The organism is Gluconacetobacter azotocaptans, assembly GCF_014174355.1.
Lineage (GTDB): Bacteria > Pseudomonadota > Alphaproteobacteria > Acetobacterales > Acetobacteraceae > Gluconacetobacter > Gluconacetobacter azotocaptans.
Genome location: NZ_JABEQF010000002.1, coordinates 228,209 through 240,635, shown reverse-complemented (window position 1 = coordinate 240,635; position 12,427 = coordinate 228,209). Strand labels below are relative to the sequence as shown.

Genomic DNA, 12,427 nt, shown 5'->3' with positions numbered 1-12,427 from the left:
CAGCGTCATGAGCACACCCGGCCGCCAGCATATCGCACTTGGCGCCTACCTGACCGGATCGGCCACAAACGGCGACGCATGGCGCGCGCCGGGCGAGGATATCGACGCCGATATCGATTTCGGGCGCTATCGCGACTACGTCCAGCTTCTGGAACGGGGGCGCTTCGACAGCGTCTTTTTCTACGACAACGTGCTGCCCGTCCCCGACCCGGCCGCCGTGGCGGACACGCCGGCCCTGCCGCGCTGGGATACGTTCACGCTGCTCGCGGCCCTGGCCGTCACGTCGCGCCATATCGGCCTGATCGGCACCGCCAGCACCACGTTCAACGAACCCTACAACATCGCGCGCCGCGTCGCCTCGCTGGACCGCCTCAGCGGCGGCCGCGCGGGATGGAACGTGGTCACGGCGACCGGGGGTGGCGAGAATTTCAACCTCGCCGCGCACACCGACCATGCCGAGCGGTACGCCCGCGCCCATGAATTCGTCGATGTGGTCACCGGCCTGTGGGACAGCATCGCCCCCGGCGCCTACCTGCGCGACCGCGAAACCGGCCGCTGGCTCGACCCCGCGAAAGTCCGTCCCCTGAACCATCAGGGCCGCTTCTACCAGGTGGCCGGCCCGCTGAACGCGCCGCCCACGGTGCAGGCACGGCCCGTTCTGGCCCAGGCCGGCGCATCCGGGGCAGGCAAGGAACTGGCCGCGCGGATCGGCGAGGTGATCTATACCGCCGAGTACGACCAGGCGGCGGGCCGGGATTATCGCGCCGAGGTGCTGGCGCGCGCGGCCCGGTACGGCCGCACCGCCGATCATCTGCGCATCCTTCCCGGCCTGGCCCCGTTCGTGGGGCGCAGCGAGGCCGAGGCCCGCGAGAAGTTCGAAACCTATCAGCGCTACCTCGACAAAGACGAGTGCCTGCGCGGCTTTTCCTCCTATGCCAGCCTGGGCGTCGATCTGTCCGCGTGGCCCGAAGACCGTCCGATCGACCTTGGCCCGATCGCGGAGACGAACAGCCACAAGAGCCGCCAGTCGCTCATCGTCAACTGGATCCGCCGCGAACGGCCGTTCGTACGCGACGTGCTGCGCCGGTTTACGCGCGGCGGGCACAGGATCGTGGTAGGAACCCCGCGCGCCATCGTCGACGACATCGAGGATTGGTTTCGCACCGGGGCGGCCGATGGGTTCAACATCATGTTCACGTCGTCACCCGGCGGCATACGCGATTTCGTGGATCTGGTGGTTCCCGAACTGCAGCGCCGCGACCTGCTGCGCACCGATTATACCGGGCGGACCCTCCGCGAGAATCTGGGCCTGCCCGACCCTGCCGCGCCGGCCTGATCAGCCCCGCCCGGCTTGCGCCGGGCGAGAAATATCCGGACGCGTCGCCGCCTTACCCGGCCACCGCCGGCCGTTGCGCGTCCAGGGCGGCAACGCGTTCGCGCACCAGCGGGATCAGGTCGCGGCCGTACACTTCGGCGTCAGCCAGCGGATCGAAACCCCGGATGAGGAAATTTCCTATTCCCAGCTTGTAATATTCCACCAGGGCATCTGCGACCTGCTCGGGGGTACCGACCAGGCCGGTGGAATTGCCCGCCGCCCCGGTCAACTGGGCGACGCCCGTCCACAGCCGCGCATCCCGCCGCAGGGCCGAGGCGGTGTCCAGAAGACGTCGCGACCCGTCATTGGGCGGCCGGTGCCCGCTCGTCGGCAGTCCCGCCTTCTCCCGGTTGGCCCGAACCTGCTCCACGATCTCGTCCGCGCGCTTCCACGCCGCGCCCTCGGTGTCGGCGATGACGGGGCGCAGGGACAGGGAAAAACCGATGGTACGGCCATGGCGCGCTGCCGAGGCACGGGCGCGCGAAATGATCTCCCGCGTCGCATCCAGCGTCTCGCCCCAGGTCGCGTAGACATCGGCATGCCGCCCCGCCACGTCGATCGCCTCGGCCGAGGTCCCTCCGAAAAACACCGGCAAATTGTCGGGCCGCACGTCGCTGGTGGCCTGGCGGATATGATAGAATGCGCCGTCGTGATCGAACGGCTTCGTCGCCGACCATTCCTGGCGAAGAATGCCCAGATATTCGTCGCTCCGCGCATAGCGCTCGGCCTTCGTCGTGCCGACATCGCCGTCACGCGCCATCTCCTCGTCGGCGCCGCCGGTGATGATATGCACCGCGACACGCCCCTGCGAAAGCTGGTCCAGCGTCGCAAACTGGCGGGCCGCCAGCGTGGGTTGCGTAAAGCCGGGCCGGTGCGCCACCAGAAAGCCGAGCCGGCTTGTACGGGCCGCGCCATACGCCGCGACAATCTGGCTCTCCGGCGAATTGGAGCCGAACGGAATCAGCACGCGGTCGAACCCGCCCTCTTCCTGGACCCGAAGCGCCTCGTTCACATAATCGCGGTCCAGCGAACGCCCGCGAACGCCTGCATGGATTTCCGACCTATTGTTGAAACCGATATAGCCTATGAAGTTCACCGGCACGACGCAGCCCTCCTCCCAGATGGATATTTGCAGATCCATCCTTAGAAAAGGCGTACGGCCCTGTCATACGAGGAAACATCAACCGTCAGTTCACCGGCGGTCAGTGGTCGCACGCATGTCAGATCACGCCACCACCCAGGCATGCCTTCCTGCTGCAATCGCCCCTGCCGCTACGGGTTCAGCGGCCCGGGCCGGGTCTCGTCTTCTTCGTCGTCTTCTTCGTCTTCTTCGTCCTCCTCCTCCTCGTCCGGACGTGGGCTGGGCATGTCGCCCGGGGGCGGCACGGGCCAAGGCGGCACCGGCACCGGAGGTTCGGGACGGGGGCCACCTTGAAACGCCGGGACGTACGGCATCGCGTCTCGCTCCTGCCAGTGCTTCGCTACTTGGTGCGACCGCCGTTCCAGCGCGGCGGCTGGTCGGGCAGCGGTGGCTCCTTCGGGTCCCGGGCGGGATGGTCATCGGCGCGATGGCCGCCCGTCTTGTGCGCCGCCCGCCGATGGATGTTCCTGGACTCCCCGGCCGACAGATCCTTCTTCTTGCCTGCTCTCATGACACCCTCCCCTTTCAGGCACATGGAGAATATCCGGCCCGTTGGTAGGGGGCGGGCGGAGAAAATCGACAGGCGCCTGATCCTATCCGCCCCGTTCCGGACGCACCTCCGTCCGGGTGTAGGGGTCGGGCTCCAGCGGGGGTTCGTGCTCGTGCGGGGGCGGTGATGGCCCTGCCGGCTTGTGCGGATCGACGCCGGGCGGCACCCGATCGGGCACGGGTGGCGCGGCCGGCGGCGACTTGGGGGCATCAGCAGGGTCGGACGGGCTCATCGGCGCTCTCCCTCGGGCATGACGGTAAGGGACGCGGCTGCGTCAGGTTCCATGGTCTATTCCGAAATCGGGGGATATATCGGGGTTCGGACCAGGACCCGCAACACCCTGGTACAAGGAACACGTCAGAGCCTGTTGGCGGCGCAAAACGGGCAGACTGCGATTGAGTTTCGCATCGTCTCAAGGGCCGCAGATCCATCTTAAAATATAACGCGAAGCCGCAGTCCAAATACGCTGAGATTTTTGACTTTCTTTTCCAGGTTCGGATTAATGATGTATTGAAAATCCGGCTGTATCCATACGCCCTGATAGACATGAAAGTTATACGTTCCCTCGACGACCGTCGCGGAACTTTGTGGAGAAAGCGCGTTTGCAGGAAGGCTCTTTCCGCGCTGGTAATAGAGCTTCTGTGTCGCGACGAGCGCCGAACTGGCGACGACATGGTTGACCACGACGCCAAAAACGTCACCCGGCCGGCCGGGAATCATGCCACGGTCGGACAGGCCCAGATAATACTGATGTTCGTAAGGCGAGTTGTGCGGCGTGTTATGCACGTATCCCGCCATGAGATACAGCCCGTCATAGAGACCACGTCCATGCCGAAATATCATCTGGTCCATCGTGGCCCATACCTGGATCTTGCCGCGGCCTGTTCGCGCGGGCAATCCGGTCAGCGGCAGCGGATTGCCGTGGATATCCTCGTAATAATAGGGGTACGGTGACGAATCGTAGGCCGCAGCCATCTTGTAATGGCCAATCAGCGCATGTGGTCCAAAGACGGGAATCAAGCCGATTTCAAAGGGAATATAGACGCCGGTATAGGTATTGGTATTGAATTCAAAGCCGGTCCGGGTATATTTCGGCTGCCCTATGCCGCGATTGACGCCGTACACGCCGCTTTGCAGATATAATCCATGAAGAGGCCATACACGCAGCCGGGCCGCGTAGACGGCATTGGGGGTATTGGAATAGCCTGCGGAGCCCTTGGTTTCCGTTTTTGGGTTTCCGCACATGGAATTATTCATGAACGTGCAATACAGGGGAGATGTCGAGAAATCGATATTGACCGGCATGTAACCGAAGGCCAGTTGCATGCGTTGGTTCATGAAATCCTGCGTGCCGTACGTATAGACCAGGTGAACGACGACATTCCCCCCACCGCCGTAGATTTCCTGGACATTTGTTACCGAGCGGTCACCGGCATCCGTCGAAAGATTGTGGCCGGCACGATTGACGAAGGCGGTGTGCGTCATAAATCCTTTCCAGCCAATAAGTTTTTGCCAGTTCAGATTAACCTGCACGGCGACCTGATGCGCATAGCCCGCCGAACCGGTCACATCGGTCCGGCCGCCATTCAGGATGATGCCGCTTTCACCGACATAATCCACCCCCAGACCTATTCCCTTCTTTGCCAATGCGGGCAGCAGGCCATTCCAGGTTCCGAACGCATGTTCGGTATTGGGCGTGAAAGGCGTGTTGTCATAAGATGCCGGGCTATCCAGAAAAGAGGATGGACCGCTGGGGGAAGACAGGCCCGTGTATGGCGACGACGGGGCAGCCACGCCGGGGTTCTGACATAGAAAAAGGAAGAGACTCGCGACGACGAGGGACGTCTTCCTCTTCCCGATACGGGAAAGAAGGGATGAAATGGACACGACAGTTTTCCTGTTCTTATAGATGCCCGTGATGTATTCACCATGTTTCTGGTGATTCTGGAGAGTTTTTTAAATTATTATTTCGAGGCGAAGAAAAAACGCGCCGCAATGAGAATGCGCGTCTGTTCTTGCGGTTTTTTTCTCTCTCTACCCGATGCGAACGCCGAGCCAAGATCTATTACGTTTTCGCCGTTCTCTCCTGCCGATTGATCTGATTCAGCAAGCTTCATTAATTAGAAATGATCTTTCAAATATATCGCGACCGCAGCGGCCGCGGCCTCGCTCCCGATTGAGGAACGAGGCAACGCCCGGACTCATGCCGGGTGCAGCGCATCCCGATAGCGGCGCGCGCGATCCCGATAGGACAGGCTGGCGCGCTGCATCATGGCCTCGTGCTCCGGGGTGACGGGCCCGACGATCGTGCCCGGGCGGCCGCGTATCACCGACCCGTCCGGAAATATCTTGCCTTCCGGGATCAGGCTGCCCGCGGCGACCAGGCAATTCCGACCGATCTGTGCGCCGTTCATGATGACCGATCCCATGCCGATCAGCGATCCGGCACCGATCCGGCAGCCATGCAGGACCACCATGTGCCCGATGGTCACATTCTCGGCGACCTCCAGGGGAAATCCCGGGTCGGTATGCAGGACGGAATTGTCCTGCACATTGCTGCCGGCGCCGATGGCGATGCGTTCGGAATCGCCGCGCAGAACGGCGCCGAACCAGACGCTGGCTTCCGCCCCCAGGGTGATCGCGCCGATCAGGGTGGCGTTCGGCGCCACATAGCCGGTTTCGGCCGACAGATCGGGTGTCCGGCCGTCGAATTCAAACAGCATCTCGTTCCTCCTTCTCGTCCAGCGAGGCCAGCGCGATCCGTGCGCTGGTCCCGGCGATGTGATCGCGCATCAGTTGTGACAGGCGCGCCCCGTCGCGCCGGGTCAGGGCGTCCATGATTTCGGCATGTTCCGCGACCGCGGCGGCCCAATCGCGGTCGCACTTCTTCAGGATGAAACGGCAGGCATGGATGCGCGTCAGGACCTGCTGGTACATCTCGGACAAGGCCGGATTGCGGGCCAGCGCGAAGATGGTCTCGTGGATCTTCCTGTTCTGGCGCAGGTAGCGATGCTCGTCACGCCGTGCGTAGCTGTCCATCATCTGGTCGTGCAGCTCGTGCAGGTGCGTGATGTCGCGCGCATCGACCCGCGCGCAGGCCAGTTCGCCGGCCAGGCCTTCCAGCGCGCCCATGATCGGGAACAGGTCCCGGATATCGGCCTCGGTAATCTGCGCGACGATCGCGCCGCGCCGCGGCAGCAACTCGATCAGCCCTTCGGACGCCAGGACCTTCAGCGCCTCGCGCAACGGGGTCCGCGAAATGCCGAACCGTTCGCACAGGGCGCGCTCGGCAATCTTTTCGCCCGGCGTCAGCACACCGTCGAGAATCATGCCGCGCAACGCGGTGATGACCGTGTCATGAAGATTCAGGCGCGGGACGATCGTCGGTGCAGTCATGACGTGCAGGTCCTCCGGCCGGTCAGGGGGCGGCGCGGACGTGCCGCGCCGGGGATATCAGCGACCATGGGCATTGCCGATCGTATGCACAGGCAGGGGCGACCCAGGGTTCGACGACCCGGGGGCCGCGTCCGGTCCCGAAGGCAGGTAATGGAACGCCAGCGCGGCCCCCAGCAGCAGCAGGACGACCGGGCCATAGAACGGCAGGCTGTAGCTATGCGACAGTTCGATGATCAGGCCGAAGGCGAACGGCGACAGGATGCCGGCGATCGCCGAGCCCGTATTCATGATTCCGCTGCTGGTACCTGCATATCGGGGAGCCATGTCCATCGGGATCGCCCAGATCGGCCCCACAGTCAATTCCAGGAAGAAGAAGGCCGACGCCAGCGCAATGCCGATGGCCGTCAGATTATGGACGAACAGCGCGGGTAGCAGACAGAACATGGAACCGATCATGCTGGTGATGATGACCTGCCGCCGCGCCTGGGGCAGGTTGCCGTGACGGCGATACAGATAGTCGGTGAACAACCCGCCACAGGTGTCGCCGACCACGCCGGCGGCGAACACACCGAATGAAAAAACGGCGGTATGCTTCAGGTTCAGCCCGTACGCCTGCACGAAGAAGGTGGGAAGCCACGTGATATACAGCCACAACGTCCAGTTGTAGCAGAAATAGATCAGCGTCGCCGGCATCATTGCACGCACCAGCGCACGCCACGGTATGTCGCCCCCCCGCCCGCCTGTCCGGGACGAATCGATGACCGGAAGCTCGGCCAGTTCGCCCGCGGTAATGGCCGGGTGTTCGGCGGGACGGTCGCGGAACATGAACGCCCAGGCCAGCGTCCAGCCCAGGCTGACGCAGCCCAGCACCATGAAGGCCCCCCGCCAGCCCAGCCACAGGGCGATCATCACGGTCAGGGGCGGCGTCAGGGCGTTCGCCAGGCGCGACGACGAATGCATCATGCCCTGGGCATAGCCGCGCCGGGTGGACGGCACCCACGCGGCGACCGCGCGCGTGGCGGCGGGAAAGGTCGCGCCCTCGCCGATGCCCAGCAGGACCCGGATCGCGATCAGCGAGAACAGGCCCCCCACCAGGCCGGTAAGGATGGTGGCCGCCCCCCAGATGATGCCGCTGATCACCAGCGTCCGGCGGGGGCCCAGGCTGTCGGCCAGGCTGCCGCCCGCGATCTGCAACAGCGCGTAGGGGTAGCCGAAGGCCGACAGCGCCAGCCCCAATTGTACGTTCGACAAATGAAGATCGTGCGCCATCAGCGGCGCCAGAGTCGAGATGTTCACGCGATCGACGTAGGTGATGAAATACATCACGCAGACCAGGCCGAAGATCCGGCCCGGCGCGGTGGTAAAGGTGTGACGAAGATAGGCGGTCGGCGTCATCGTTTTGCCTTGGAACATTGTCGGCCTCATTTCTTGTTTTTTTTGAGTTCGCCGTCGTCGGTCCCGACTGGGAGCATGACCGACGCGGCGGTTCCTGGCCTCTCACAGAACGGAGTACTTTCTCTCCGACCCTGTCGGAATGCTTGTAGCACACCGGCATTATGAATTATGAATGCAAAATACCGATACCCGTTCAATCACGAAGACGGGATGAACACGGAGGGTTCGCGACAATGGACAGCATGCTCCAGTCCGACAACACATCTGTTCCTCACGATAAAAAAGACCGGGTGAAGGACGACGGGACGCGGCCCACCCCGGCCGCCGCCCGCCCGCTGCCGCTGGCCGGTATCCGGGTGCTGGACGTCACGCAGGTCATGGCCGGTCCGGTCTGCACCATGCTGCTGGGCGATCTTGGCGCCGACATCATCAAGATCGAACCGCCAGGCACCGGCGACCAGACGCGCGGAGCCATGGGCTTTCGCATGAAGGGCGATGACAGCATGGGGTTCCTGAACATGAACAGGAACAAGCGAAGCATTGCGCTGAACCTCAAGAACCCGGCGGGTCGGCAGATCTTTCTCGACCTTGTGAAAACCGCCGATATCGTCGTGGAAAATTACCGTCCCGGCGTAGTGCGCAAGCTGGGCATCGATTACGAGACCCTGTCGCGGATCAACCCGCGCCTGGTTTATGCCAGCATATCGGGGTTCGGCCAGACCGGACCGTGGGCCGCGCGACCGGGATTCGACCTGATGGCGCAGGCCATGTCGGGCGTGATGAGCGTGACCGGACATCCCGGCGGCCCGCCGGTGAAGGCCGGCGTACCGGTGGCGGATATCGGCTGCGCGCTGTTCGCGACCTATGCGATCCTGGCCGCCTATATCGGCTGCGAAAAGAGCGGACACGGCCAGTTCATCGACGCGTCGCTGTTCGACTCGGCGATGGCGTTTTCCATATGGGACATCTCGGAATATTGGGGAAAGGGCACAATCCCCGAACCGCTTGGAACCGCCAACCGCATGAGCGCGCCCTACCAGGCGGTCCGCTCGTCCGACGGCTATTTCGTGATGGGGGCGACGAACCAGAAATTATGGATCCTGCTCTGCACCGAACTGGACCGGCACGACCTGCTGAACGACCCGCGATTCGCCACGATTTCCGACCGGCTGGCCAACCGGATCGTCCTGATCGAGGAACTGGAAAAGACTTTCATGACCCGCCCGTCCGAGGAATGGGTGGAGACCCTGCTGGCCAAAGGCATACCCGCCGGGCGCATGAACACCTACCCCGAGGCGTTCGAAAGCGATCACGGCAAATTCCGCGAGATGAAGATGGATATTCCCCATCCGGTCGAAGGCACGATCCCCAATATCGGTTTCCCGGTCAAACTGCGCGGCACGCCGCAGACGGTGCGCCGCCCGCCGCCGCTGCTGGGCGAACACACCCACGAGATCCTGGCCGAGCGCGGCCTGTCCGACGATGCGATCGCCGGTCTCGCGGCCGACGGAGCGTTCGCGTCATGAGCACCCCGTCATCACAGCAGGATACCGCCGCCGGACAGGTGCGCCTGGCGATCGACGGTGACGTGGCCTTCATCGTCTTCGACCGGCCACAGGCCCGCAACGCCATGACCTGGCAGATGTATCGCGACCTCGGGGCCGCGATCGAACGGATCGACGCCACCCCGACCGTCCGGATCGCGGTCCTGCGCGGCGCCGGAGGCCAGGCCTTCGTCGCCGGCACCGATATCGCGCAGTTCCGCGATTTCCATTCGGGCGAGGACGGGGTCGAATACGAACACGGAATCGACAAGTGCATCGCCCGCCTGGATCGGATCAAAGTCCCTACCCTCGCGGTGGTCGAGGGCTGGGCGGTCGGCGGCGGCCTGGCCATCGCCAATACCTGCGATTTTCGCATCGCGGCGACGGGCGCGCGCTTCGGCGTGCCCATCGCCCGGACCCTGGGGAACTGCCTGTCGGCCGCAAACCTCGGTCGGCTGGAACGCACGCTGGGGGTCAGCTGGGTCAAGCGCATGACGCTGCTGGCCGAACTGCCGACGGCCGAGGACCTGGCCGGCACCGGCTACTTCCACGCCATCGTCCCCCCCGAGGACCTGGATGGCAGCATTGCCAAACTCTGCCGGCGCGCGCGCGAACATGCGCCGATCACCATCGACGTCACGCGCGAAACGCTGCGCCGGTTGGGCGCCGAGGCGACGCCCGAAATTTCCGACCTGATCCGGCGCTGCTACGGCAGCGAAGATTTCCATCGCGGCGTCGCAGCCTTCGGAACCGGCACCCCCGCCCGATGGGAGGGACGTTGACACCCATCGTCAGGCAGGGACAGGCGCGGCCGCCTTCAGGCGCGCCCTGACCCACCGGTCGGCCGGACTGGACAGCACCCGGTCGACCACCCATCCCAGGCCCCAGGACAGGCAAAGGGCGGGGGTAAACCATAGCCACCCGAACCGCAGAGCGCTGCCGCTCCAATGAAACAGACCGACCAGCGGGAAGACCACGAACATGTGGGTCAGATAGATTTCGTAGCTCATCACCCCGCAGGAGCGCAGCCACGCCGTGCCCCGCGCGGCACGACGTCGTCCCCAGCCCCAGTGAAACGCCAGCAGCAGCAGCGCGACACTTCCCGTCAGGATCAACATCGTGGCGTTGCCCATCAGCCGCAGGAAAAATGGCTCGTCCAGCAAAATTGAGAAAAGGAGTATCGCGCCGCACGCCCCGGACAGCGCGGTCAGGCCCTTGCGCGGGGCACGGACGGTCGCGGCGAACAGGGCCGCGCACACGCCCATGGCGATCGCCGCCATGCCCGGCAGATAGGCCTTTTCCCGCCAGACCTCCGGCGCATCGGATAGCGCATTCAATGCCAGCGGCAGCGACAGCGCCAGGACACCGAAGAAAACCGCCCTGACGCCCGCGTGCCGCCCGACCAGCAGGCAGGCCAGGGGAAAGCCGAGATAGAAGGCCTCCTCGACCGAAAGCGACCACAGCACGTCCCAGCCGCCCGGCAGGTACCCCGTCCGCCCTTCATACCAGTTCAGATGCATCCCCAGCGCGGACAGGATGGCGCGCGGCAGGGACTGGCCGGCATGCACGATCACGTAATCCGGCACCCGCGTCAGGTCGAGCAGCGACAGGATCACGATCAGCACGACAAGGCAGGGGGCGATGCGGGCAAACCTCCGCCCATAGAACGCACGCAGATCGATCCGCGCGACCGATCCCCAACGCCGAATCGCATTTTCTGTAATGAGAAAGCCGGAGATGACGAAGAATACGAAGACCGCCTCGTAGCCACTGAACCCGAGCGCCATGAGCAGCTGCCGGGGAAAGACGGTGGCCAGTCCGGTCTTCGGCAAGGGAATCCGCAGCGCCATATGATGGACCACGACCAGGACGATCGATACGCCCCGGATCAGGTCGATGCCGGGATTTCGTCCTGGAGGGCGGTCGGTTCCTGACAGGACATGCGGCATCGTCGGACGGCTTTCGGATTCAATATTCGGTCGAAACATATCCGGGCCGAAGATTATGGCGTCATGAAGGCTGTCCTTACCATCAGGGCTCCTTCAGCCTGTCGGCAAGACCGATTGTGCCGACCGCAACCATAAAACGACCATGATCTTCCTGTCCGATTTCCGATGTTTTTGCTTCGGCCTCTCCCCATCACCTAAAGGCAGTTTTGAAAAACATGCGCTCTACACTTACACGTCGCAGCTTCGGCCTGTGCGTTCCCGCCCTGATCGCGGCCAGGACCGCGCATGCGCATGACATCACGGGCGACACCGTGGCGGCCATCGAGCGGCGACATGGCGGCAGGCTTGGGGTATGGGCCGTCGATACCGGTTCGGGGCGGTCTCTGGCCCATCGTGCCGACGAGCGTTTTCTCATGTGCAGCACCTTCAAGGGCGTGCTTGCCGCCCTGATATTGTCCCGTGTCGATGCGGGCCGCGACAGCCTGTCGGCTCTCGTCCCCTATGGCGAAAAGGATATCGTCGGCCACTCCCCGGTCTCCGCGGCCCATGTAGCGAAGGGCGCCCTACCCGTCGGGACGCTCTGCGCGGCCATTGTGCTGTACAGCGACAACGGTGCTGCGAACCTGTTGCTGGCGCGGGTCGGCGGACCGCAGGCGTTGACCGCTTATATGCGAACGCTGGGCGACGGGACGACGCGGTCCGATCGCTATGAAGTGGCGGCCAGCCGCAAATCGGGCGATCTCGATACCACCACGCCCCGCGCGATCGTGGAAACCGCCCGGACAATTTTGCTGGGACACGCCCTCAGCCCCCGGTCCCGCACCATGCTCGAAGGCTGGATGGTCGCCTGCCGGACCGGTTCGGCCCGCCTGCGCGCCGCATTTCCGCCAGACTGGATCGCCGGGGACAAGACCGGCACGGGCAACGACTCGTGCAATGACTATGCGATCGTCCGGCGCGCCGGACGATCGCCCCTGATGATGGCCTGCTACTACGACGCGCCCGGCCTGGGCCAGGCGCAGCAGGAAGCCGTTCTGCAGAAGGTCGGCGCGGCAATCGTCGTGTGGGCCGGGTAGG

At 64.1% G+C, this 12,427-nt stretch carries 12 protein-coding genes; 4 read left to right on the top strand and 8 right to left on the bottom strand.

Annotated features, from left to right (window positions below; translation table 11 throughout):
* The first annotated feature begins 7 nt into the window (after window positions 1-7).
* Window positions 8-1,336 carry an LLM class flavin-dependent oxidoreductase gene (locus HLH34_RS03220; protein ID WP_183118165.1) on the top strand — a complete coding sequence of 443 codons (1,329 nt, stop codon included), beginning with the start codon at window positions 8-10 and terminating at the stop codon, window positions 1,334-1,336.
* 52 nt (window positions 1,337-1,388) lie between these two features.
* Here HLH34_RS03220 and HLH34_RS03215 read toward each other — a convergent pair whose 3' ends face one another.
* The 7 genes from HLH34_RS03215 to HLH34_RS03185 form a co-directional block, all read right to left on the bottom strand.
* Window positions 1,389-2,477: an LLM class flavin-dependent oxidoreductase gene (locus HLH34_RS03215; protein ID WP_183118164.1), complete on the bottom strand. Its 1,089-nt coding sequence runs from the start codon at window positions 2,475-2,477 to the stop codon at window positions 1,389-1,391.
* 379 nt (window positions 2,478-2,856) lie between these two features.
* Window positions 2,857-3,027: a hypothetical protein gene (locus HLH34_RS03210; protein ID WP_183118163.1), complete on the bottom strand. Its 171-nt coding sequence runs from the start codon at window positions 3,025-3,027 to the stop codon at window positions 2,857-2,859.
* Between the two features lie 82 nt (window positions 3,028-3,109).
* Window positions 3,110-3,298, bottom strand: coding sequence for a hypothetical protein (locus HLH34_RS03205; protein WP_183118162.1), 189 nt, complete (start codon window positions 3,296-3,298; stop codon window positions 3,110-3,112).
* Window positions 3,299-3,498: 200 nt separating this feature from the next.
* Window positions 3,499-4,953 carry a carbohydrate porin gene (locus HLH34_RS03200; protein WP_264784136.1) on the bottom strand — a complete coding sequence of 485 codons (1,455 nt, stop codon included), beginning with the start codon at window positions 4,951-4,953 and terminating at the stop codon, window positions 3,499-3,501.
* 314 nt (window positions 4,954-5,267) lie between these two features.
* Window positions 5,268-5,789, bottom strand: coding sequence for a gamma carbonic anhydrase family protein (locus HLH34_RS03195; RefSeq protein ID WP_183118161.1), 522 nt, complete (start codon window positions 5,787-5,789; stop codon window positions 5,268-5,270).
* On the bottom strand, window positions 5,779-6,462 hold the full coding sequence (locus HLH34_RS03190; RefSeq protein WP_183118160.1) for a GntR family transcriptional regulator: 684 nt from the start codon (window positions 6,460-6,462) through the stop codon (window positions 5,779-5,781). Before HLH34_RS03190 ends, HLH34_RS03195 begins: the two co-directional genes overlap by 11 nt.
* 57 nt (window positions 6,463-6,519) lie before the next feature.
* Entirely contained in the window at window positions 6,520-7,875 is a 1,356-nt protein-coding gene (locus tag HLH34_RS03185) for an MFS transporter (protein WP_183118159.1), read from the bottom strand.
* Between the two features lie 215 nt (window positions 7,876-8,090).
* Here HLH34_RS03185 and HLH34_RS03180 point away from each other — a divergent pair, with 215 nt between their 5' ends.
* Window positions 8,091-9,383 carry a CaiB/BaiF CoA transferase family protein gene (locus HLH34_RS03180; RefSeq protein WP_183118158.1) on the top strand — a complete coding sequence of 431 codons (1,293 nt, stop codon included), beginning with the start codon at window positions 8,091-8,093 and terminating at the stop codon, window positions 9,381-9,383.
* Window positions 9,380-10,183 (top strand): enoyl-CoA hydratase, encoded by an 804-nt coding sequence (locus HLH34_RS03175; protein WP_183118157.1) that lies wholly within the window; start codon window positions 9,380-9,382, stop codon window positions 10,181-10,183. Before HLH34_RS03180 ends, HLH34_RS03175 begins: the two co-directional genes overlap by 4 nt.
* A 9-nt stretch (window positions 10,184-10,192) precedes the next feature.
* Here HLH34_RS03175 and HLH34_RS03170 read toward each other — a convergent pair whose 3' ends face one another.
* Window positions 10,193-11,350, bottom strand: a complete 1,158-nt coding sequence (locus tag HLH34_RS03170) for an acyltransferase family protein (RefSeq protein ID WP_183118156.1) — start codon at window positions 11,348-11,350, stop codon at window positions 10,193-10,195.
* A gap of 215 nt (window positions 11,351-11,565) precedes the next feature.
* Here HLH34_RS03170 and bla point away from each other — a divergent pair, with 215 nt between their 5' ends.
* Entirely contained in the window at window positions 11,566-12,426 is an 861-nt protein-coding gene (gene bla / locus HLH34_RS03165; protein ID WP_183118155.1) for a class A beta-lactamase, read from the top strand.
* Window position 12,427: the final 1 nt, after the last annotated feature.

Excerpts from the sequence above, each read along its gene's own strand:
- HLH34_RS03220 (WP_183118165.1), top strand. The coding sequence starts at position 8 with ATGAGCACACCCGGCCGCCAGCATATCGCACTTGGCGCCTACCTGACC.
- HLH34_RS03210 (WP_183118163.1), bottom strand. The coding sequence starts at position 3,027 with ATGAGAGCAGGCAAGAAGAAGGATCTGTCGGCCGGGGAGTCCAGGAAC.
- HLH34_RS03205 (WP_183118162.1), bottom strand. The coding sequence starts at position 3,298 with ATGAGCCCGTCCGACCCTGCTGATGCCCCCAAGTCGCCGCCGGCCGCG.
- HLH34_RS03195 (WP_183118161.1), bottom strand. The coding sequence starts at position 5,789 with ATGCTGTTTGAATTCGACGGCCGGACACCCGATCTGTCGGCCGAAACC.
- HLH34_RS03190 (WP_183118160.1), bottom strand. The coding sequence starts at position 6,462 with ATGACTGCACCGACGATCGTCCCGCGCCTGAATCTTCATGACACGGTC.
- HLH34_RS03185 (WP_183118159.1), bottom strand. The coding sequence starts at position 7,875 with ATGTTCCAAGGCAAAACGATGACGCCGACCGCCTATCTTCGTCACACC.
- HLH34_RS03180 (WP_183118158.1), top strand. The coding sequence starts at position 8,091 with ATGGACAGCATGCTCCAGTCCGACAACACATCTGTTCCTCACGATAAA.
- HLH34_RS03175 (WP_183118157.1), top strand. The coding sequence starts at position 9,380 with ATGAGCACCCCGTCATCACAGCAGGATACCGCCGCCGGACAGGTGCGC.
- HLH34_RS03170 (WP_183118156.1), bottom strand. The coding sequence starts at position 11,350 with ATGCCGCATGTCCTGTCAGGAACCGACCGCCCTCCAGGACGAAATCCC.
- bla (WP_183118155.1), top strand. The coding sequence starts at position 11,566 with ATGCGCTCTACACTTACACGTCGCAGCTTCGGCCTGTGCGTTCCCGCC.